Origin of the sequence: Thermodesulfatator atlanticus DSM 21156 (assembly GCF_000421585.1) — a bacterium.
In the GTDB taxonomy this organism is placed as follows: domain Bacteria; phylum Desulfobacterota; class Thermodesulfobacteria; order Thermodesulfobacteriales; family Thermodesulfatatoraceae; genus Thermodesulfatator; species Thermodesulfatator atlanticus.
Genome location: NZ_ATXH01000009.1, coordinates 38,268 through 59,371, shown reverse-complemented (window position 1 = coordinate 59,371; position 21,104 = coordinate 38,268). Strand labels below are relative to the sequence as shown.

Genomic DNA, 21,104 nt, shown 5'->3' with positions numbered 1-21,104 from the left:
AACGAAAAAATGGGAACGGATCCTTCGCGTTTTGCAAAAATCTCTAAAAAATTGTGCTAGAAGGCTTTGTTTTTCTCCATTTTCTGTTTAGAATTTATATTAAATGATAATCGATAGAGCTAGTCGTGATTATAAAAACAGGCCAAACAAAATGTTATGATGTTCGGGGTAAAGTCATTCCATGCGAAGGAACCGGTCAGGACGGTGAATATCAGATAGGCCTTGACGCTAGTCCTCGTTTTCGAGTTTTTGACAGAATTGTAAAGGATCTTCTTACCGGCCTTTACTGGACAAAGAATGCAAACATTTTCGAGTTCCCTGTCTCATGGTCTGAAGCCTTAGGCGTTATCGCTGAGCTTAACCGAGAAAATTTCCTGGGTTTTGGTGACTGGAGGCTCCCTAATCGGCGAGAATTAGAAAGTCTGATCTTTTTTGAGGCCAAAAATCCTGCCTTGCCTCCGGAGTTGCCCTTTGAAAATGTCTTTCACGGTTGGTACTGGACTTCTACTACTGCCGTTATAAATCCCCAATATGCCTGGAATATACATTTTGGTGGCGGGCGTATTTTTTACAGTAAAAAAGACGAAGAACGCCTCGTTTGGCCGGTTCGTGGGATTAATAAGGCTCTTTATGCTACCGGTCAGAGAAAATGCTACAGTACCCAAGGAAAAGAAATCCCTTGTAAAGGAACTGGCCAGGACGGAGAGTTTCAGTATGGCAAGCGCTCACCAAGTCCACGTTTTGTGACTAACGGAGAGGTATTAAAAGACCTTTTTACCGGTCTTTACTGGACTAAAAGTGCAGATCTCGCTGGACTTGTAAGTTGGCAGGAAGCCCTTGAATTTATTAAAAATCTTAACAAAGGAAACTTTCTAGGATTTAGTGACTGGCGCTTACCCAACATAAGAGAACTGGAATCACTTATTGATTATGGCTCTCACTCTCCTTCTCTTCCCAAGGGCCATCCTTTTCATAAGGTAAGAGAATTTTACTGGTCATCTACCACAAGTTTTTATGAACCCAATTGGGCCTGGGCCCTTTATTTAACAAAAGGGGCCTTGGGAGTAGGGATGAAAAAAGACCGCCATTTTTATGTTTGGGCCACCAGAGGCCATCCAACAAATTAAAAATTAAACAAGGAGATAAAAAAATAGAAACGAAAATAGTAATTAGAGCCAAAGCCGAGGACGCCAAGTTTATTGGGACTTCCATGGGTGGCGGCTTGGTGGTGGTTAAAGATGCTTTGTCAGGTGAGATTCTTGACAAGGGTATGATCAAGGGAAGCACCGGAGACACCAAGCTTATCATGGAAAAGCCCTGGTTAAGGGGAATAAAGCTAGCAGATGAAAATACGGCTTGTTTTGTAGCCAAAATAGACATTGATGAGCCCAAATTACTTGAAATTATCGTTTACGCGCCTTATGGGCAACCTCAAGCTACGGCCAAAGCCTCTGTGACTACCTGGGTGGTGCCGGGCAAACACATAGAAGGCGACGGTATTATTCTTGATTTCCCAGGTTTAGTGGTGCGGGTAACAGAACCTTCCGCACATACTTTTTGGACTGTCCCTAACAAGATACGTTTGGCTGTTAGTGTAACTCCAATGTGTGGTTGCCCTGTTGACATGAAAACCTACTGGCCCCCTGATGCCTATGAAGTAGCAACTTTTATAAAAAGAAATGGCCTGCAAATAGAAAAAAGAGTTCTTTCTTTTTGCGGGAAAACTAATTGCTATGCCATGGAGATAGAAATCAACGAACCAGGAGACTACGAATTTATCGTTTACGCCTACGATCCTAAAACAGGGAATACCGGGGTTGATAAAACGACCATTGTAGCAACGAAATAGCAACTTGGTGCCCCCGGGAGGACTCGAACCCCCAACCAACGGCTTAGAAGGCCGCTGCTCTATCCTGTTGAGCTACGGGGGCGCACGCTATAAATAATGTAGCCTTTTTTTATCGGAGGGCAAGACTACTCTTCTATCGTGGCTACCGGCTGAGGAGCCCTGATAATTTCTCTAATCTTTTCAATTTCTTCTGGAAGATCTGGATCCGTTTGACATACAGGACATTGGCTTACGTGCCTTTCTATCAGCTCCATCATCCGAGCCGGTGCCAGAGCGTCTTCTTTTACTTTCTGATACCAGTCACGGGCAAGCTTTTTGAGCCTCTGGCACTGCATTTAGTTCTCCTCTTAAATTTTGTTATCGCCTGGATAATAGATTTTTCGGCAAATAGCAATATAATTTAAATTTTAAAAGATCTTCAATCCCATCATAAAACTCAAAAAAATTTGATAACCTTTGCAAAAAACCTTCTCTTACGGCCCGTTCGAGCAATCGTTCCCATTTTTCGTTCCGAAAAATGGGAACGGGTCCTTGCGCTTGTGCTGGCAACACTGATCCCGATGATTTTTCAGAGGTCTCATTTTGTGATAATTTTGATAAATGAAGAAAATCCTTGCTTTATCAAAAAAATTTTTATAATTTATAGGTTAGACTTTACACCCTAATACCTCCTCTATCTTAATAACGGGCGCGCTCGCCGCGCCCATTTTTACTTGGCAAACTTTTTATCTCTTTTATACTTCTGAGAAAAATCCGCTAAGAACAAACTATGCTTAGATATAACGAAAATACCGGGCTTATTTGTCGTAAGTGTAAAGGCTCTCTTTATCTCGTGCTTACTTGACGCCGGGTGGCTCTCAGGTGTGAGAGCTGTGCCGAAGTCTATAAGATAAAAGAATATTGGGATGAATTGCCAAAAGAATTAGAAGAAAAGTTATCACATATCAGGTGTGACCGATTCCTTTAAGGAGGCTTATCATGAAAGAATTTACCGTTGCGGTAGTAGGTGCCACAGGAGCGGTAGGAAGAATGATGATTCAAGTGCTTGAAGAAAGAGATTTTCCCGTAAAGGAATTGCGCCTTTTTGCCTCTGAACGCTCCCGAGGCGTAAAAATCCCTTTCAAAGGCGAAGACATAACAGTTGAAGTGCTTTCTGAACAAAAATCCTTTGCCGGCATAGACATTGCCCTTTTTTCCGCTGGGGCCTCACGAAGCCTTGAGTTTGCCCCTAAATTTGCTGCTGATGGTGCGGTGGTGGTGGATAACTCAAGCGCCTGGCGCATGGACCCTGAAGTCCCCCTTGTGGTTCCTGAGGTAAACCCCCATGCGGTGGCTGGATACAAAAGAAAAGGCATCATCGCCAATCCCAACTGTTCCACCATCCAAATGGTGGTAGCACTTAAGCCCCTTTATGACGAAAGTCCCATAAAACGGGTGGTTGTTTCTACTTACCAGGCTGTTTCAGGGGCAGGGCAAAAGGCCATTCAGGAGCTCATGGATCAGACCAGGGCCTGGTGTCAGGGAGAAAATATGCCAGAGCCCAAAGTCTTTCCACATCAGATTGCCTTTAATTGCTTGCCCCACATAGACGTCTTCCTTGAAAATGGCTACACCAAAGAAGAAATGAAAATGGTAAATGAGACCAAAAAAATTATGGAAGACGAAACTATCGCCGTTACAGCTACCACGGTGCGTGTACCTGTATTTTACGGACATGCCGAGGCCGTAAACGTGGAAACTAAAGAAAAAATCACTGCGCAAAAGGCTCGTGAACTTCTGGCAAACTTCCCTGGCATCGTGGTGATAGATGACCCTGAGAACAAAAAGTATCCCCTTCAAATAGAAATTGCCGGACGCGACGAAGTTTTTGTGGGTCGTATTCGTGAAGACGAATCCATTGAAAACGGCCTGAACTTATGGGTGGTGGCGGATAACTTGCGCAAAGGAGCTGCTACCAACGCCGTCCAAATCGCAGAAATTCTTGCAGAAAAATACCTTTAAATGCTGCTTGAGTTAAGACTAAAAGACTATGTCTTAATCGAAGAAGCCCGACTCAAATTTGAGCCGGGCTTTGTTGTATTTACCGGGGAGACCGGCGCAGGGAAGTCTCTTTTGGTAAAAAGTCTGAAATTGGCCTCAGGGGCCCGAGGAGGCCCCCAGGTCATAAGGCCTGGAGCCAAACAAGCCATAATCGAAGCCGTGTGGGAAAACTCTCCTGAGACCGCGGCAAAGCTTGAAGAATTAGGTCTTGAGCCTGAAGACGAAATCATCATAAGGCGTGTTATTACGAAAGAGAGGTCACGCATTTACTTAAACGGCTCACCTATTACCCTGCAGATGCTTGGGCAAATTTTAGCGGGCAAGGTTATTATTGCCGGACAGCACGAGTACCAAAGCATAAACGCCGCAGAAACCAGGCTCTTTCTGCTTGATGCCTTTGGCGGGCTTCTTGACCTGCGGGAAAAGTACCAAAAGGCCTTTAAAGAATACCAGGACCTGGCTCACGCATTAAATCACCTGCGGGAGAAAATAAGTAGCGCTTTAAAAGAAGAAGACTTTCTAAATTTTCAGCTAAAAGAAATCGAAAACGTAGCCCCTCAACCAGGAGAAGACGAAGAAATCGAAGAAAGGCTTTTTGTGCTCAAGAATCTTGCCCGCCTGGAATCCCTGGTAAAGGATGCACGCAGCCAACTTGAAACCGGATACGCCGCTTTTTCCCAGGCAAGGAAGAGCCTGAGTCAGGCCATTGAGTTTAGCAGGGAGCTTGAACCTTTGGCGAAAAGGCTTGAAAGCCTTGTTTTTGAGTCAGAAGACCTTGCGGGTGAACTTACTTCTTATCTGAGGAACCTTGCTACCGAAGAAGGAGAACTTGAAGCCCTTGAAGAAAGGCTTTATCAATTGAAACGCCTGAAGAGAAAATATGGCCCTACCCTTCAAGATGTCTTAGCCCATTACGAACAAATAAAAAAAGAACTTGCCCGGTTAACCACTGGCGAAGACCAATTGAAAGAGCTTGAAGAAAAAACAGAAAACGCACGCAGCAAAGCAGAAGCCCTGGCAGAAGAGCTTTCCCTAAAACGAAAAGAAAAAGCCGAGCTTCTTTCTCACAAAATAAACTCTTATTTGAAAGACCTGGCCCTTGAAGGGGCAAGATTTCGTATTCATTTTTCCCGAGAGGAACTATCAAAAAGCGGCATCGATTTGGTAGATTTTCTGGTGAAGACAAATCCCCAAAGTCCTTTGAGACCTCTTAGGGAAGTGGCCTCAGGGGGTGAGCTTTCCCGCTTCTTTCTGGCTATTAAAGCGGCGGTCTCCCAAAAAGAGGCTACAGAGACCCTTGTGTTTGACGAGATTGACGCTGGAGTTGGCGGGATGGTGGCTCATAAGCTTGGCACGCTCTTAAAAGAACTGGCCCGGGCTCAGCAAGTTATTTGCGTTACTCATTTGCCCCAGCTTGCTGCCCTTGCTGACCAGCATTTTGTGGTAGAGAAAAAGATAGAAGGCGAAAAAGCAACAACCCGTATAAAAGAACTTAATTTCCAGGAAAGAACTAAAGAAATTGCCCGGATGCTTGGTGAGCCAAACGCCCTTGAGCTGGCTAGGAGGCTTCTTGCAAGATGAAGGCCCGCGCGCTTTTACTTTTCTCAGAGGGCCTTGATAGCATTTTGGCCGGCAAAATCCTTGCCTTACAAGGTATCGAAGTTTACGCCGTGCGTTTTATCACTCCTTTTTTTGGCTGGAAATGGAAAGGAAAAGAAAAAGAATTTGACACTTATGTCCGTGAGGAATTTGGATTTCACCGTGGCATAATAAAGGACATAACCAAAGAATACTTGGCAATGTTAAAGAAGCCGCCACACGGTTACGGTTCACAGTTCAATCCGTGTATTGATTGCAAGATCCTTATGCTAAAACATGCCAAAAAGATGCTTCCTCACGTTTCTGCTCAGTTTTTGGCAACCGGTGAAGTGGTTGGACAACGTCCTATGAGTCAGTTGCGCAATATTTTACGCCACATTGAAAAACAAGCCCAGGTGGAAGATATTTTGCTTAGGCCTCTTTGTGCCTTGAAACTAAAAGAAACCAAGCCGGAGCGTGAAGGGCTTGTTGATAGGTCAAAACTACTTGATATTGCAGGTCGTGGGCGCAAACGCCAGCTCGCCCTTGCTAAAGAATTGGGCCTAAAAAAAATTCCTTCTCCTGCTGGGGGGTGCCTTTTAACAGATCCATCCCTTGCGCCGCGAATTAAACGTTTTTTCGAAAAAGAAGAAGAGGTAACTCCCAAAGAAGCAGAGCTACTCACCTTTGGCAGGCATTTTGAGCTGCCTCACGGAAGTTGGCTTGTTTTAGGGCGTGATGCCGAAGAAAACGAGCGCATTAAAACACTTAGTGAACCCGGTGACACCATACTTAAACTGCGCGATTTCCCTGGCCCAACTGGGATCTTTTTAATACTTTGCAAAGACGATCTTTTAGAAGGAGCCAAGTTAGTAAAAAAATACGCACCAAAAGCCCGCAAAAATGAAAATGTCGCGGTACGAATAATTTCAAACGGAGAAGAAAATATTATTCTGGTTTAAGAAGAATTGGCCAGTTCTTCTAGGGATTGTATGATGACAAAAAAACAAAAGGGGCACGCAATTGAAAAAGAAACTAAGTGAACTTGCCAGTTTAATAGGTGCAAAATTAGAAGGCGAAGATTTAGAAGTTTCAGGCGTAACTGCCCTTGACCTTGCAGAGGAAACTGACCTTTCTTTTGTGGAGACAGGAAGGTTTGTAGAAGCAGCACAAAAATCAAAGGCAAAGGCCCTTATCATCCCTCCGAATCTTCTTCAAAGACTTAGCGGAAAAAGTTTCTTGGTGGTACCCAACGTTCGGGCAGCACTGGCCAAAGTTGCTTGGCTTTTTTATGAAGAACCAGAGCATCCCAAAGGCGTAAGTTCTCTGGCCTTTATCGAAGAAGGAGCTGAAATCCACGAAGAAGCGAGCATATATCCCTTTGTTTATGTGGCTCGGGGGGCCAAGATAAAAGCAGGGGCTATTCTTTATCCCGGTGTTTACGTAGGTCAGGGGGCTGAAATCGGAGAAGGCACAGTCATTTATCCCAACGCGGTTATTTACCCCCGCACCAAAATTGCTAATAACGCCATCGTACATGCCGGAGCAGTAATTGGCGCTGATGGTTTTGGCTATGCCCAGGAAGAAGGAAAGCATTTAAAGATTCCGCATTTTGGCAGGGTTGAAATTGGCGAAGAAGTTGAAATCGGCGCCAACACCACTGTCGATCGTGCCACTTTTGGGGTGACCAGCATTGGTGCCGGAAGCAAGATAGACAACCTGGTTCAGATTGCCCATAACGTGCGTATTGGTAAGGCTTGCGTTTTTGCAGGGCAGGTGGGCATCACAGGAAGCGTGAGAATCGGCGATTTTGTAATGATGGGTGGCCAGGCAGGGGTATCCAACCATGTCGGGGAAAGAGCCATTGTCGCGGCCAAAGCAGGCATTGCCAAAGAAGTACCACCAGGCAAAGCCGTAGCAGGAGCCCCAGCCATGGAAATCGCCAAATGGCGGCGCTGTGTGGCTGCTTACGAAAAGCTTCCGGATCTGATAAAAGAAATCCGCGAACTTAGAGCAAGATTAAAAGAACTTGAGGAGAAAGTCCATGATAACGATTGATCATAAGGAGATCCTTGAGCTTTTGCCACATAGGTTTCCGTTTCTTTTTGTGGACAGGGTTGTAAAACTTGATCCCGAAGTACCGATGATTGAAGCTATAAAGTGTTTTACCTGGAATGAGCAGTTCTTCCAGGGACATTTCCCCGGTGAGCCGGTAGTGCCTGGGGTGATTTTAGTAGAGGCCCTTGCGCAGGTCGGCATTATCTTCTTTAAAAAAATGAAACCAGAATACCAGGACAGGCTATTTTTCTTTGCCGGGATAGAAAAGGCAAGGTTTCGTGCCCCTGTTTATCCGGGAGACACGGTGCGCATGGTGATAGAAGGTATCAAATCAAAGCGAAATATCCATCGCACTAGTGGCAAAGCCTTTGTTGGCGATAAACTTGTTTGCGAAGCAGAAGTAATAGCGGCGGTGCGCTAATGGCAGAGATTCATCCGCAAGCAATAGTTGACCCTTCAGCAGAATTGGGAGAAGACGTAACTATTGGCCCTGGCGCCATAATTGAAAAAAACGTCATTATTGGCGATGGCACTTCTGTCGGCCCCTACGCCATCATCTACGAAGGGACAACAATTGGCAAAAAAAATCAAATTGGCCCTTTTGTCACTATTGGAGCTGCCCCTCAGCATCTTGCCTGCCAGGGGCGTGGTACCCGTGTAGAAATAGGCGACGAAAATATCATACGGGAATATGCTTCTATCCACCGGGGCACCACCCTTGATCAAGGCCTTACCCGCATTGGCAACAGGTGCTTTATTATGGCTTATGCCCACGTGGGCCATGATTGTGTGCTTGCCGATGAAGTAATCCTCACCAACACCGTGAACCTGGGTGGTCATGTAAAAATTGGAAAAGGGGTGGTTATCGGTGGAAACTCTGCTGTGCATCAGTTCTGTCGGCTAGGAGAGCTTTCTTTTGTTGCCGGCTTAAGCGGGGTGGACAAAGACGTCCCGCCTTTTGTGAGGGTTTTTGGCAGTCCAGCAAAGATTGTCGGGCTCAATTTGGTGGGGCTTAGGCGGGCAAAGCTTTCTTCAGACGCTATTCGCAAGCTTAGCAAAGCCCTTAAAATTTACCTGCGCGAAGGAACGTTAAAAGAAGCCCTTGCGAGAATTGAAGAAAGTTTCCCTGAAGACGATATAGTGCAAAAATTTGTAGCTTTTCTCAAAGAAGACTCAAAACGCGGCGCTATACGTAAAGCCTTAGGAGAATAAAAAGCTTAACACAAAATGATAGCCCTTATTGCTGGAGAAGGACAATATCCTTTACTATTTGCCAAAGCCGTAAAGGAAGCCGGAAAACCTTTGCTAGTGGTAACTTTTAATGGCCATGCCAACCACAGCCTGGCACAATTTGCAGACAAATATTACGTACTGCCCCTTACCAAATTTGGGAAACTCCTTAAGGTTCTTAAGGAAAATGACGCTCAGGAAGTAGCCTTTGCCGGGCGCATTCGTAAAAGCAAAGTGATTTCAGAAGCCAAACCAGACCTCAAAACAATACTGCTCTGGCGCAAACTGCGCACCAGAAACGACGACGATATTTTGCGCCTTGCAGCGGAAGAAATAGAAAAAACCGGTGCAAAGGTCATCTCCCCTACCAAGTACCTGCCTGAGTTGCTTACACCAGCAGGGATCTTGACCAGAAAAAAACCCAATAAAAAGCAGCTTGAAGACATTATTTACGGTTTTTCCATTGCAAAGGCCATTGGAGAGCTCGATATAGGCCAATGCGTAGTAGTGAAAGACCGCATGGTTGTTGCGGTTGAGGCCCTTGAAGGCACAGACGCTACCATAGCAAGGGCCGGAAAGCTACTTAAAGACACCGTAGTAGTCAAAGTATTCAAGCCCACGCAGGATCCCCGTTTTGATCTGCCTTCAGCAGGGTTAGATACCATCAAAGAAATGATAGCCGCGCGTGCCAAGGTGTTGGCCCTTGAAGCACACCGTTCGCTTTTTTTTAATCGGGAAGAGGCTTTGTCTTTAGCTGATAAGAACGGTATAGTGGTGGTGGGAGTTCGATATGAGTAAAGTGCGCATTGCAGTGATAGGGGTGGGCCATCTTGGCCGCTTTCACGCTCAAAAATTGGCCAAACTGCCTGAAGCCGAGTTAGTGGGAGTAGTGGACGTACTGCGAGAGCGTGCCAATGCGGTAGCCAAAGAATGTAATACCAAGGCATTTTATGACTATCAGGAAGTACTACCCTTGGTTGATGCGGTCTCAATAGTTGTTCCTACGGTTTATCACTTTGAAGTTGCGAAGGCGGCTCTTTATGCAGGTTGCCATGTTTTTGTGGAAAAACCCCTGGCAAGCACGCCAGAAGAAGCCCGCAAGCTTGTTTCACTTGCCAAAGAACTAGGGCTTATTCTTCAGGTGGGCCATATTGAACGCTTTAACCCAGCCATTAAAAAACTCTTATCTAAGGTGAAAAATCCCCGTTTTATTGAAGCCCATAGGGTATCAAAATACTCCGCACGTTGTCTTGATGTAGATGTCATCCTTGATCTTATGATCCACGATATCGATCTCATGCTCACTATTGTAGGTGACGAAATAAAAGAACTTCAAGCCGCAGGGGCACCGGTTATCACAGACAAAATAGATCTCGCCAGCGTCAGGATTCATTTTAAAAACGGCATGGTGGCCAATCTGACGGCAAGCCGTATAGCCTTAAAACCTGCCCGTTCTTTTAGGGTTTATCAGGAAGGGGCTTATCTTGCAGCTGATACCCTAGAGAGCACTTTCACCTATGTTGAGCTTTCTAAGACTAACAATGGCCAGCTCCCTGATCCTGAAAAATTTCCCAATCCTGACCCGTTGTTTGAAGAAATTTGTGCTTTTATCGAAGCCGTTAAAACGGGAAAACATCCTCCTGTCAGTGGCGAAGATGGCTTTGAAGCCCTTGAGCTTGCCTTTCGGATCAAGAAAGAAATCGAAAAGCAAAAAGCACATTTTCTCGCGAGAGAAGGATCTTGTCTGCCGGACCTGATACGACACTGCATGTCTTCTTAGTGGCAGGAGAGGCCTCAGGGGATCTCCACGGGGCTTCTTTCCTGAGAGCCTTGCGCGAAATTGTCCCGCATCTTCATGCCGTAGGAATTGGAGGGCCCAAACTTAGAGCTGCCGGGCTTCAATGCCTTTATCCCGCAGAGAGCCTGGCCATCATGGGACTCCCTTCTTGGCAAGAGGTTCGCAAAATTATCGCTATTTTCCGCCGCATTAAAGAACACTTTAGCAAAAATCCCCCGGCTCTTTTGGTATTGATAGATTTTCCCGAGTTCAACTTGCGGCTTGCCCGTATGGCTAAGCGCTTTGGGATCCCGGTCTTTTACTACATCAGCCCTCAAATCTGGGCCTGGCGCACAAGACGCGTGAAACTCATCAAAAAAGTAGTGGATCGCATGGCGGTAGTGCTTCCCTTTGAAGTGGATTTTTACCAAAAATTCGGCTATGAGGTCCATTTCGTTGGTCATCCTCTGATTGACGTGGTAAGGCCTGCGCTGAATAGAAAAACCTTCTTTCGCCTGGCAGGGCTTAATCTTGCCAAACCTTTAATTGGGATCTTCCCTGGAAGCAGACCAAGGGAAATAAGAACTCTTCTGCCGCTATTTCTGGAAGCTTTTGAAAAAATAAAATATCGCCGTCCAGGAATACAAGGAGTAATTGTCAAGGCAGAAGGCATTGATGATGATCTAATCCCCAAAATAAAAAACCCTGCCGTTAAAGTTGTTAAGGGATACCAGTACGAAGTTATGGCCCAATCAGAGGCCATAATGGTAGCTTCAGGCACAGTAACCCTCGAAGCAACGATTGTGGGAGTCCCCATGGTAGTGGCCTATAAAATGGGAAAACTAAGTTATCTTCTAGCCAAAAGGCTTGTTAAGGTACCCTATGCCAGTCTTCCCAATCTCTTGGCAGGAAAAGAAGTAGTCCCTGAACTGCTTCAAGAAAAAGCAACCCCTGATAATCTTGCTGAGGCGTTGCTCAAGTTCCTGGAAGACAAAAACTATGCAGATAAGGTGCGAAAAGGGCTTTCTCAAATAAAAGAAACCTTGGGCCCGGGAGGTGCCTCTTGGCGGGCAGCGGAACTTGCGGCAGGCCTTCTTCCTCAGGCAAAGTTTCTTATTTCAAGACCATAATCTCTATCCCCTTGGGTTTGCGCAAAATATTGATGGTCACGTCGGTATCATGATTTATCACGTCAAAGTCGATGTGATACCCGTTAACAAGCAAGTTGCGTATTCTCACCTGTCTCAAAAACTTAGGCAAAGAAGGTCGGCAAAAACAGAGTCCTCTTTCGGTGAACTTAAGCCCAAGGGCAGCGGAAAGCATCATGAAAACGGCCCCGGCAGCCCAGGCTTGTGGATTACACGCCACAGGATAGGGAATAGGCCCTTGATCTGGGCGTCGACTAAAACCGCAAAAAAGCTCAGGCATCCGGTGATACGGGAAATAAAGGCTTGCTTCACTGAAGGCCCCAAGCATCTTATTGATAAAGTGCTTAAGGCCGTAACGAGCAAGGCCAAGAGCAATAATGGCATTATCATGGGGCCAGACAGAACCGTTATGATAAGAAACCGGGTTGTATAAAACTTCTTTAGAGGAAAGGGTGCGAATACCCCAGCCTGAAAACATTTCTTTGCTAAAAAGTTTTTCCACTGTCAAAAAGGCCTGTCTTTCTTCTGCCAAGTCTCCGAAAAGAACGTGGCCAGCATTGGAAGTGCATACCCGACAGGGCCTTTTATCGCCGTCCAAGGCCAAAACAAAGGTGTTTAATTCTTCATCCCAAAAGGCTCTCAAAAAGTTTTTTTTCAAAACAAGGGCCTCTTCTTCCAGCTGAGAAGCAAAGCGAGGGTTTCCGAGAAGTCTGGCCAGTTTCGCCAGGCTAAGGTAGGCAAGGTAGGCATAGGCCTGCACTTCCACCAGCGCTATAGGGTGTTTGGCCATAGTGCCATCAGCGTGAAATACGCTGTCGTGTGAATCCTTCCAGCCTTTGTTTACTAAACCTTCTTCTAATGCCTGGTATTCTAGAAAAGCATCGTTATCCAGGTCGCCGTATTGTTTCATCCACAGGTAGGCAGCTTCAAGATTGGGCCAGATATCTTTAATAAAAGCCAGGTCCCGGGTGCGTTCAAAATATTCTCCCGCAAGTACAATAAAAAGCGGTGTGGCGTCAATAGTGCCGTAATACCTTCCAAATGGAATTTCACCTGTGGCTGCCATCTCTCCAAAACGCATCTCATGAATAATCTTTCCTGGTTCAGCATCGGCATCAGGGTCAAGTTCTTGAGCCTGGGTTGCAGCTAAAAATTTTAGAACCCCCCTTGCAATGTCTGGATTTAGCCAGAGGCATTCAAGGGCAGTGATAATGCCGTCGCGCCCAAAAAAGGTATTAAACCAAGGGATCCCGGCATAGGGATAAAGCCCATAAGGGGTGTGCGTGAGCATCATGAAAATGTCGCTTGCTGATCTTTTAAGCCAGGCATTGAAATGTTCATGAGTGGTGCTTACCCGACAGGACTCACGGTAAAGCCTTTTTAACTCCTGTCTGTTTGCCAGATAGGCCTTGGTAAAAGGCAAAATATCTTCTTCGTCTTCCATGAGACAGGCAATTACCAGAAATAGATTCTTTTTTTCTTTGGGTGCAAGCTCAAGATAAAAAAGGGCATAATCGGGTTTTAATTCTGCTGGAGCCGGATCAAAGACAATCTTTGTTTTTCTTAATTTCCCATCAAGGCCCAGATACTTAAAAACTACTTGCTCGTCTTTTATCTCCTGCGTGAAAAATTTCCCTCTTTTGCGCCGCCTGGTTCCCCTTATCTCGAAAATATCGATAAAATCCGCGTCAAAGAAAATGCTCAAAGGCAGGTGGATTTTGCAAGGAGAAAAGTTAGCCACACGTATCGCTTCGTAACATACTCCTTGGTAAAGAAATTTTTGCCGCAAAATATGAACGCTTCCTCGGGGCAGGAATTCTTCTCCCTCAAGCATTAAGTCCGGATTGGTAAGGTCACTTACCACCATAAGATTGTCGCGGGTGGTAGAGGAGTTGAGCAAAAAAGGCCTTGCATGACAAAAGTGAAGCTCAAGCCTCGAAAGAAAGCGTGTGCCACAGTGGTATATTCCCTGTTCTCCCAAGCCTTCCTGGCGAATATCTCCGTAGGGATCAAAAAGGGCGAAAGAATCCCCATGTTTTAAAGTAAGGGCCTCTTTGGGGAGGCCCGGAGAAGTAGCCAAAATATAAAATTTTTGCGGTTTTGGTTTAGTTATGCATTCTTTCATGCCACCTTAAGCAAAGTCCTTTCAGCCTGAAGGACTTTTTCGTAAACGTTGAGATAATTTTGGGCCATGACTTTGGCAGTAAAACGTCTTTCAAAAGCCTTGCGGCAGTTGAGTCTATTAAGCGTTGCTACTTTTTCAACCGCAGCCACCGCCTCGTCCATGCTTTCTACGATGAACCCAGAGACACCGTCTTCGATTACTTCAGGCACAGAACCACAACGCCAGGCAATTACCGGGGTACCACAGGCCATGGATTCTATCATCACCAGGCCAAAAGGCTCTGGCCAGTCAATCGGGAAGACAAGGGCGTAGGCATTTCCTAAAAATTCGTCTTTTTCGCGATCGTTTATCTCTCCGATAAATTCAACCCAGGGACTTTTAAGGAGTGGTTTGATTACAGATTCATAATAAGCACGGTCTGCTTGATCAACTTTAGCAGCAATGAGGAGCTTCATCCCTACGCGTTCGGCAATTTGGATAGCCCGGTCAGGGCGCTTTTCAGGAGATATTCTTCCAAGAAAGGCTAGATAGTTTCCTCCCTTGGGATGAAACTGATAGAGATTTTCTGGAAGTCCGTGGTAAACCGTGGCTACCCAACGAGCATGGGGCAAAGGTGTACGCTGAGCGTTGGAAATGGAAATAACCGGTGCATCTGAGAACTCCTCAAAAAGGGGTTTTAAATCTGGAATATCGAGTCGACCATGAAGAGTAGTTACGTAAGGGACTCCCAGGCGCCGCATTAATGGAAAATGGATGTAGTCAATATGGAAATGAATAATGTCAAAGTTTTTGGCAAGTTTGGCTACTTTTTCAAGCATGATGATATGATGAGCCAGAGTATCTTTTACCTGTGGATCCAGACGAAGAGATCTTTCTGTGCAGGGAATAAGCTTGGCAGAGGTTTCAGAATCGCCAGACGCAAAAAGCGTTACCTCATGGCCCATTTTCACAAGCTCTTCAGTCAAATAATGCACTACCCTTTCGGTGCCACCGTATAATTTGGGAGGCACGCTTTCATGTAAAGGTGATACTTGGGCAATCCTCATTTCCTCCCTCCAGAGAGTGGAAAATCGATTTATAAGGGATTAGGATTTGCCAAGACAAAAAATAAATTCGCTTTTTTGGCGTTCAAGAGCATGAAAAGAGTACTTTTTCTCTGTACCGAAAATGCATGTCGCTCCCAGATGGCTGAAGCTTTAACAAACTTTTTTTATCCAGAAGAATTCAAAGCCTTTTCAGCGGGGATAAGGCCAAGGGGCGTAAACCCTCTAGCCCGCCAGGTTCTCGAAGAAATTGGCATAAATACCGATCAACTTAGGAGCAAGCATCTCGACGAGTTTATGGGCCAAGAATTTGACTTGGTGGTAACGCTTTGCGACAGTGCCGCTGAAAATTGCCCCCATTTTGCCAAGGCTAAAAAGACTATTCACTATCCCTTCCCGGATCCGGCCAAAAGCAGCGATTTGGAAGCATTCCGACGGGTAAGAGACATGATAAAAGAGGCTTTGCCAGAAATCCTGGCAAAAGCCTAAGCAGGCCTTTTTTAGGCCAATTTTTACAAGATATTGACAAAAATTTTTAGCCGGTTATCTTTTATAGCGACTGACGCGGGGTGGAGCAGCCTGGTAGCTCGTCGGGCTCATAACCCGAAGGTCGGCGGTTCAAATCCGCCCCCCGCAACCAGTTTTTCTTTTTTTTCAAGTGGATATACCCTCTCAATCGTTGTTTTTCCCTTTCTTTCTATTTCAAAAAGAATTGCAGAACCATAGACTTCCTTGGCCTTCTTTTTCAATCTAGCAGCAGCCTTAGAAATTTCATGTACAGTTGCTTTGTTGTCTCCTCGCACAACTACTATTGAAAATGAAGCTAAAGGAAATTTTTGAAGGTTACCGTTCCTATCCCGTGCTATAAAATAGCCTCGTTTTACAGAAGTGCTGTCATAAAAAATCATGCTATTTTCCTCTAAAAGGGAAAGAAGTTTTAATAAGGTATACTTTAAAGTGATTTCATCAGTAGTTTTAACAATAAATACAAAATCATCTCCTCCTATATGCCCAACGAAGGCATCATGATGATAGGTTTCTTGCAGGGTTCTGTTTAAGAAAAAAGCAGTTCTTTTGATTAAATTATCCCCTGCAATAAAGCCATAAGCATCATTAAATGACTTAAAATTGTCAATATCTAGATACCCTACAAAAAAGGGAGAGTTCTTAGATAGCAATTTATCGATTGTTTGTTCAATAACGAGATTGGCAGGAAGGCCAGTAAGCGGATTTACGTGAATGCGGGACTTATAAACTTCTTTGTAAAGTTTTTCAAAGACATTTTCTTTTAAAAGATAATAGGCTAAGATACCTTTATCTTTTATAAAAAGACAGTCTATATTTTTTCTCTCAAATAAAAGAGCTATCTCCAAAACACTGGTAAGCTCACAAATATCTATCACTTCAGAAAGATCCGTGACTTTCACAATTAAATTTTTAGAAATTTGGGAAGAATTATTTAATAGCCAATCGACATCTCTTAACCAGATAAGATTGAACTTAATAAAATCTCCTCTAACTCTTAAAAATTCCCAAAGATTTAAAATATATTCAGAACCACCAATCCTTAAAAGGAGAAAGCGATCATTGGCAAAGTTTTTATCAATGATTTTTAGCAAATCGCCTATTTTATCTGTTGGCAACAGAGAAAGAGATTTTAGCGGAGATAGCCAGGTTTTTATACTATCTAAGAGATTAAAAGAGCAGGGACAACTATCAACAACTTTGTCTTTAATAGAATAGAAATTTATTTCAGAAAACTGATAAAAAGGAAAAGGTTTTTCTAGATAAAATCCTTGAACATAATCTATACCTAATTCGAATAAAGTTTTTAAATCGTCTTTATTTTCAACGCCTTCACATACTACTTTAATTCCTAAACTATGAGCAATTTCGCGAAAAGTTTTTACAAGTTCATACTTGACAAAACTTTTAGAAATACTTTGGACAATTTGAATAGGAAGTTTGATATAATCAATATATTCAGCTAAATCAAGTAACATATTGATGGTATTGTAGCCCGTGCCGAAATCATCCAATGCAAGGTTAAATCCTTTCTTTTTATAGTATTCTAAAATTTCTAAAAGAGAAAAGATATCTCTAATCTTTTCTGCTTCTGTTATCTCCAAGACTACATGAGAACAACTCATTGCCTTTTCTTTAAGATATTTTTCGGTTAGGCCTAGTTTAAATTTATTGCTTTTAGCGATACAATCAGCTGAAATATTTATAAAAAGTAGTTTGTCTGAAACTGGAAAATTTAAAATAGCTTTCTTACGACATATCCAGTCTAGATCTGCAAGAGAAATATTGTCACAATGGCAATACAAAAACTCTGGGAAAGAAATGATTTTTTGATTTATTTTAAAGCGAGATAAGGCCTCATAACCAATAATTTCTTTTTTCTTTAAGGAAAAGATAGGTTGATAATAAGTTATGAGATGGTCAAAAATATCGTCCATTTACAACTCCTTTGAAGGACTACTAATCTAAATCGACTGCTACAAAAACGGAGTTAAAAATATTTATTTACAAATCTGTGACAAATTCTGCAGAACTTATTAGGAGACCTTTGTAAAACAACTTTTCTTAAAGGCCCGTTCTGGGATTCGTTCCCATTTTTCGGAAAGAAAAACAGGAACGGATCCCTGGCGCTTGTACTTGCAATACTGATCTGGACGATTTTGCAACGGTCTAGCATAGTATTGACATTTTTTATGAGTGAATTTTTGTCTTTTCAAATCTTGAATTTTGATATATGGAAAAGTCTTAAAATCTGGAAAAGCGGGAGGGCAAATTGGTAGATCCACGCAAACTCGAAGCCTTTGTCGTGTTGGTTGAAACCAAAAGCTTTTCAGAGACTGCCGCAAGGATTAATCTCTCTCAACCCACGGTCTCAGGTCATATCAAATCCCTTGAAGAATACTTTGGTTTAAGACTGTTTGACCGTAGCACACGTGAAGTAAACCCTACGAGAGCAGGGCTTTTTCTATATGAATGGGCCCGCAAAATTCTTGAACTTTACCGCCAGATGGAAAAAGAAATAAGTGATTTTAAAGGTGTGCGCACTGGACGGATCGAAGTAGGCGGAAGCACCATACCTGGCCAATACATCCTGCCGTTTATTTTGGCTGAGTTCCAAAAAGAGCATCCGGAAATATCTATTTTCCTTAAGGTGGGAGATACCGCCCAGATCATAAATGATTTGCTTAATGGAAAAATAGAAATTGGCATGGTGGGAGCTAAAGATGGCCCTAGCAATATTGCCTTTAAGCCTATTTTTCCTGATGAAATTATCCTAGTTGGTCTTCCTCAAAACGAACCCTCTTCCCCTCTAACGCTTAAAGAACTTCTTGATCTTCCCCTTATAGGAAGAGAACCAGGCTCAGGAACATGGGCTACGGTGCTAAAGGCTCTTAAAAAACATAGAATTTCTCCAGAAAAGCTGAATATCGTGGTTCAGATGGGTTCCACGGAGGCGGTAAAACAGGCTATTAAAGCAGGCCTTGGTTATTCTTTTCTTTCTAAAAGGGCCGTTGAAAGCGAATTAACCAAGGGCGAACTTGCAGAAATACCTGTGGAAAAATTAGCCATAAAAAGAAATTTCTACCTGATTCACCATAAAGAAAGGGAGTTATCGCCCGCTTCCAGGGCCTTTTTAGCTTTTTGTGAAAATAAAACCCAGGAAGAAAAATGATCAGGCAGAGCTATTGGTTTCCATAGTGCCTTTACGCGGGATAAGACGCGAGATAACGATCTCGTAAACCTCATCGTCTGCGCGTAATTTGCGCTGGCTAACTGCCTGTTCAAATTCTTTTTCTGCGAGATAAAGAAAAGGGGCAAGGGTGCGCATGCGTTCTTTATCATGGGCAAGATAAACTACTCCCCCAGGAACAAGGTATTTATGGAATAGCTGATAAAGGGACTCAAAAAAGCGGCCGCTAAAAACAACTTCTGCTCCAACAATAATGTCAAAGGAGCCTAGATCTTTGGGCTTGCGCCAATCAAGTTTTTCAACCTTTACATTAGCCAAATTGTTAAGAGCAGCGTTAAGTCTCAAAAAATCCAGACATTCATCTTCGTAATCGGTTATAACGACTTCTTTGTGACCAAAGGCTGCGGCTGTTAGACCTACCACCCCTAACCCCGCTCCGATTTCAAGGACCCTGTTAACAGGTTTTATGGTGGCCATAAAATCGGCTAGAACAATGGCAGCTTCCCAAATTTTTATCCAAAAGGGGAAGTTTTCTACTTTTTCAAAAGGATCTTCAGGGATTAGTTCCTCGATATTGGCAGGTTTGACAATGTTTATAACTTTTCCGCGAATATTTAGCGGTTCAACCTCAAGGCTATATTTTTCGCTAAGCTTCTCATAAAGGGGTTTAATATTTTCAGGAATTTTTATCATGGCCTAAGAAAGCTCCTCCTTCCAAGATAAAGATCTAACTTGTGCATCTTTTTACCACGCCAATATTTTATTGTTACCAGATCTCCTGGGGATTTGGCAAAAATGATTTTTTCAAGTTTAGCCTGAGAAGTTACCCTTTGGCCGTCAATAGAAATAATAATGTCTCCACCCAAGGGATAAATTACGTTTCCTAACGACACCTTTTTGCGAGCGCCTCTTAAGCCCACTTTGCGGGCTGGACTTCCTGGTAGCACCTTTGTGATCAAAAGGCCTTGGCTAAATGGCAAATCAAGCAATTTCACGAGAGAAGGATTAAGAGAAAGCCCTTCAATACCCAGCCAGGGCCAAACTACCCGCTCTTTTTCCATAAGATCTGATATTACCAGGCGCATCAGATGAGAGGGGACTAGCTTTTGCCCGCTTGAAAATTTAAAATTTGGTAAATTAAGGGCAAAACCAACAAGCTCTCCCTGCTCATTGAATACCGGGCCTGATCCGCAAAAGGAAATATTGAGATCTGTGGCATAAAAGCTTGCCAAAGTCCCAAAGGAGAATTTCACGCTTGCCGGGGCCTCAATGACCGTGGTCTTACGCATGCACAACTTGAAGCGAGGCCTGGTTACCAAAAAGAGATCTTGACCAAGATAAACGTCTTGGCGTGCCAAAGAAACAGGCAGTATTTTTTTGGGTAACTTGACTTTCAAAAGCGCAAGCCCGCTTAAGCGGTCCACCCCAAGGAGTTTTCCGCCTAGGAAAGTCCCATCATAAAAGACAACGTCAATCCAACGCGCTCCCTGAACCAAAAAGGCAGGCACTAATACATGCCCCTGAGAAGACACCAAAACCCCACTTGCTACCCCAGCAGGCAGGGTGTCACTACGTAAAAAGTCAGTTTCAACAGGAGCAGCGATAACGGTGACGATTTTTTTATTGAGTTTTGTGAAAAGATTTTGAGATCTTTCTTTAGCAACTGCGGATGAAACCAGAAAAAAGAGAAAAAAAACCACAAATGTCTTTTTAAGCATTTAAAAAAACCCACCAAAAGATTAGGGCTGCCAAAAGTATACGATAAGCCACAAAGGGATAAAAGGTGTGATTGCGCAAAAAGCGAAGAAGCCATGCGATGACCAAAATACCTGAGACAAACGAAGCCACAAAACCACAGAGATAAACCAAAGAGAATCCTTCGCCAGCTTTGAGCACTTTTAAACTTTCAAAAAGCCCTGCCCCGGCAATGATAGGAGCTGAGAGCAAAAAGGAAAAACGTGCTGCTTCTTCGCGCTTAAGCCCTACTAAAAGCCCGGCTGACATGGTAATGCCACTTCGAGAGGTCCCTGGGATGACTGCAATGGCCTGGGCGCATCCAATAGCAAGGGCCTTTGGCAAAGTAAGCTCGTCGATACTTTTTTCTTTTCGGGCAAAAATCTCTGCCACCACCATGGGAATTGACATTATCATCAGCATAATAGCTACCCTTAATGGCGAACGAAAAACCGTAGCCACCAAGTCTTCAAGCATAACCCCTGCTAAAGCCCCGGGAATGGTAGCAAAAATAAGATAAAAGAGAAGTTTGGGATTCTGGCCAGGGGCACGGCCAAAGGAGATGATCCTTAGCCAATCACGCCAGAAATACAAAAGCACTGCCAGAAGCGTCCCTAAATGTAGGAATACGTCAAAGGTAAGGCTCTGGCCTTTTACCTGGAAAAATTTTTCCGCAAGGATGAGATGCCCTGAGCTTGAGATGGGCAAAAATTCCGTAATCCCCTGAAGGACTCCTAATAGGATAGCATCGGTATAAGTCATGGAAGGCAATTTAAAATAAGCCCTCGCCTTTAGCAACCAGAAGTT

The 21,104-nt window shown here is 43.9% G+C and carries 22 protein-coding genes, 2 tRNA genes and 1 pseudogene; 16 read left to right on the top strand and 9 right to left on the bottom strand.

Annotated elements, in window-relative coordinates:
* Positions 1-125: 125 nt before the first annotated feature.
* Complete coding sequence (locus tag H528_RS0105190) at positions 126-1,127, top strand: Lcl C-terminal domain-containing protein (RefSeq protein ID WP_022853277.1); 1,002 nt, start codon at positions 126-128, stop codon at positions 1,125-1,127.
* Positions 1,097-1,849 (top strand): hypothetical protein, encoded by a 753-nt coding sequence (locus H528_RS12775; RefSeq protein WP_022853276.1) that lies wholly within the window; start codon positions 1,097-1,099, stop codon positions 1,847-1,849. The genes H528_RS0105190 and H528_RS12775 overlap by 31 nt, the downstream gene beginning before the upstream one ends.
* Positions 1,850-1,854: 5 nt before the next feature.
* Here the strand turns inward: H528_RS12775 and H528_RS0105180 are convergent.
* A tRNA-Arg gene (locus tag H528_RS0105180) sits at positions 1,855-1,931 on the bottom strand.
* Between the two features lie 43 nt (positions 1,932-1,974).
* Complete coding sequence (locus H528_RS0105175; RefSeq protein WP_022853275.1) at positions 1,975-2,184, bottom strand: hypothetical protein; 210 nt, start codon at positions 2,182-2,184, stop codon at positions 1,975-1,977.
* 515 nt (positions 2,185-2,699) lie between these two features.
* Here H528_RS0105175 and H528_RS14835 point away from each other — a divergent pair.
* From H528_RS14835 to lpxB, 10 genes are all read left to right on the top strand, one after another.
* The gene (locus H528_RS14835; protein ID WP_342664970.1) at positions 2,700-2,816 is read left to right on the top strand and encodes a hypothetical protein; all 117 of its coding nucleotides are present in this window, start codon (positions 2,700-2,702) and stop codon (positions 2,814-2,816) included.
* Positions 2,817-2,827: 11 nt separating this feature from the next.
* Positions 2,828-3,850 carry an aspartate-semialdehyde dehydrogenase gene (locus H528_RS0105165; RefSeq protein WP_022853273.1) on the top strand — a complete coding sequence of 341 codons (1,023 nt, stop codon included), beginning with the start codon at positions 2,828-2,830 and terminating at the stop codon, positions 3,848-3,850.
* Complete coding sequence (gene recN / locus H528_RS0105160; protein ID WP_022853272.1) at positions 3,851-5,470, top strand: DNA repair protein RecN; 1,620 nt, start codon at positions 3,851-3,853, stop codon at positions 5,468-5,470. It begins immediately after the preceding gene.
* Positions 5,467-6,429 carry a thiamine biosynthesis protein gene (locus tag H528_RS12770; RefSeq protein WP_022853271.1) on the top strand — a complete coding sequence of 321 codons (963 nt, stop codon included), beginning with the start codon at positions 5,467-5,469 and terminating at the stop codon, positions 6,427-6,429. Before recN ends, H528_RS12770 begins: the two co-directional genes overlap by 4 nt.
* A 61-nt stretch (positions 6,430-6,490) precedes the next feature.
* Entirely contained in the window at positions 6,491-7,525 is a 1,035-nt protein-coding gene (lpxD, locus tag H528_RS0105150) for a UDP-3-O-(3-hydroxymyristoyl)glucosamine N-acyltransferase (protein WP_022853270.1), read from the top strand.
* Complete coding sequence (fabZ, locus tag H528_RS0105145) at positions 7,512-7,946, top strand: 3-hydroxyacyl-ACP dehydratase FabZ (protein ID WP_022853269.1); 435 nt, start codon at positions 7,512-7,514, stop codon at positions 7,944-7,946. The genes lpxD and fabZ overlap by 14 nt, the downstream gene beginning before the upstream one ends.
* A complete protein-coding gene (lpxA, locus tag H528_RS0105140; protein WP_022853268.1) occupies positions 7,946-8,737 on the top strand; it encodes an acyl-ACP--UDP-N-acetylglucosamine O-acyltransferase in 792 nt (263 codons plus the stop codon). Before fabZ ends, lpxA begins: the two co-directional genes overlap by 1 nt.
* 15 nt (positions 8,738-8,752) lie before the next feature.
* Positions 8,753-9,553 (top strand): LpxI family protein, encoded by an 801-nt coding sequence (locus H528_RS0105135; protein ID WP_022853267.1) that lies wholly within the window; start codon positions 8,753-8,755, stop codon positions 9,551-9,553.
* Complete coding sequence (locus tag H528_RS12765; RefSeq protein ID WP_022853266.1) at positions 9,546-10,535, top strand: Gfo/Idh/MocA family protein; 990 nt, start codon at positions 9,546-9,548, stop codon at positions 10,533-10,535. Before H528_RS0105135 ends, H528_RS12765 begins: the two co-directional genes overlap by 8 nt.
* The gene (lpxB, locus tag H528_RS0105125; protein ID WP_022853265.1) at positions 10,496-11,662 is read left to right on the top strand and encodes a lipid-A-disaccharide synthase; all 1,167 of its coding nucleotides are present in this window, start codon (positions 10,496-10,498) and stop codon (positions 11,660-11,662) included. Before H528_RS12765 ends, lpxB begins: the two co-directional genes overlap by 40 nt.
* Here lpxB and H528_RS0105120 read toward each other — a convergent pair.
* Positions 11,646-13,805, bottom strand: a complete 2,160-nt coding sequence (locus H528_RS0105120) for an amylo-alpha-1,6-glucosidase (protein WP_022853264.1) — start codon at positions 13,803-13,805, stop codon at positions 11,646-11,648. The genes lpxB and H528_RS0105120 overlap by 17 nt on opposite strands.
* Entirely contained in the window at positions 13,802-14,851 is a 1,050-nt protein-coding gene (locus tag H528_RS0105115) for a glycosyltransferase family 4 protein (protein ID WP_022853263.1), read from the bottom strand. The genes H528_RS0105120 and H528_RS0105115 overlap by 4 nt, the downstream gene beginning before the upstream one ends.
* Before the next feature lie 90 nt (positions 14,852-14,941).
* Between H528_RS0105115 and H528_RS0105110 the strand changes: the two genes are divergently transcribed.
* On the top strand, positions 14,942-15,337 hold the full coding sequence (locus tag H528_RS0105110) for an arsenate reductase ArsC (RefSeq protein ID WP_022853262.1): 396 nt from the start codon (positions 14,942-14,944) through the stop codon (positions 15,335-15,337).
* A 74-nt stretch (positions 15,338-15,411) separates the two neighbouring features.
* Positions 15,412-15,488 (top strand) — tRNA-Met (locus H528_RS0105105).
* On the opposite strand, the gene H528_RS14880 is transcribed toward H528_RS0105105, so the two are convergent.
* A complete protein-coding gene (locus tag H528_RS14880) occupies positions 15,445-16,251 on the bottom strand; it encodes a GGDEF domain-containing protein (protein ID WP_425426187.1) in 807 nt (268 codons plus the stop codon). The two genes, H528_RS0105105 and H528_RS14880, sit on opposite strands and share 44 nt — an antisense overlap.
* Positions 16,252-16,435: 184 nt before the next feature.
* Here H528_RS14880 and H528_RS14610 point away from each other — a divergent pair, with 184 nt between their 5' ends.
* Positions 16,436-16,591, top strand: coding sequence for a hypothetical protein (locus H528_RS14610; RefSeq protein WP_157608139.1), 156 nt, complete (start codon positions 16,436-16,438; stop codon positions 16,589-16,591).
* 44 nt (positions 16,592-16,635) lie between these two features.
* On the opposite strand, the pseudogene H528_RS14875 reads toward H528_RS14610, so the two are convergent.
* Positions 16,636-17,310, bottom strand: a pseudogene (locus H528_RS14875) (EAL domain-containing protein); the annotation flags it as partial.
* A 335-nt stretch (positions 17,311-17,645) separates the two neighbouring features.
* Between H528_RS14875 and H528_RS0105100 the strand changes: the two are divergent.
* Positions 17,646-18,545 carry a selenium metabolism-associated LysR family transcriptional regulator gene (locus tag H528_RS0105100; protein ID WP_022853261.1) on the top strand — a complete coding sequence of 300 codons (900 nt, stop codon included), beginning with the start codon at positions 17,646-17,648 and terminating at the stop codon, positions 18,543-18,545.
* On the opposite strand, the gene H528_RS0105095 is transcribed toward H528_RS0105100, so the two are convergent.
* Genes H528_RS0105095 through uppP form a run of 3 tightly spaced genes read right to left on the bottom strand, consistent with a single transcriptional unit; the run spans position 18,546 to position 21,059 of the window.
* Positions 18,546-19,256: a class I SAM-dependent methyltransferase gene (locus tag H528_RS0105095; protein WP_022853260.1), complete on the bottom strand. Its 711-nt coding sequence runs from the start codon at positions 19,254-19,256 to the stop codon at positions 18,546-18,548. It abuts the gene before it with no gap.
* Positions 19,253-20,281 carry a S1C family serine protease gene (locus H528_RS0105090; protein ID WP_022853259.1) on the bottom strand — a complete coding sequence of 343 codons (1,029 nt, stop codon included), beginning with the start codon at positions 20,279-20,281 and terminating at the stop codon, positions 19,253-19,255. Before H528_RS0105090 ends, H528_RS0105095 begins: the two co-directional genes overlap by 4 nt.
* Positions 20,274-21,059 carry an undecaprenyl-diphosphatase UppP gene (uppP, locus tag H528_RS0105085; protein ID WP_022853258.1) on the bottom strand — a complete coding sequence of 262 codons (786 nt, stop codon included), beginning with the start codon at positions 21,057-21,059 and terminating at the stop codon, positions 20,274-20,276. The genes H528_RS0105090 and uppP overlap by 8 nt, the downstream gene beginning before the upstream one ends.
* Between the last annotated feature and the right edge of the window lie 45 nt (positions 21,060-21,104).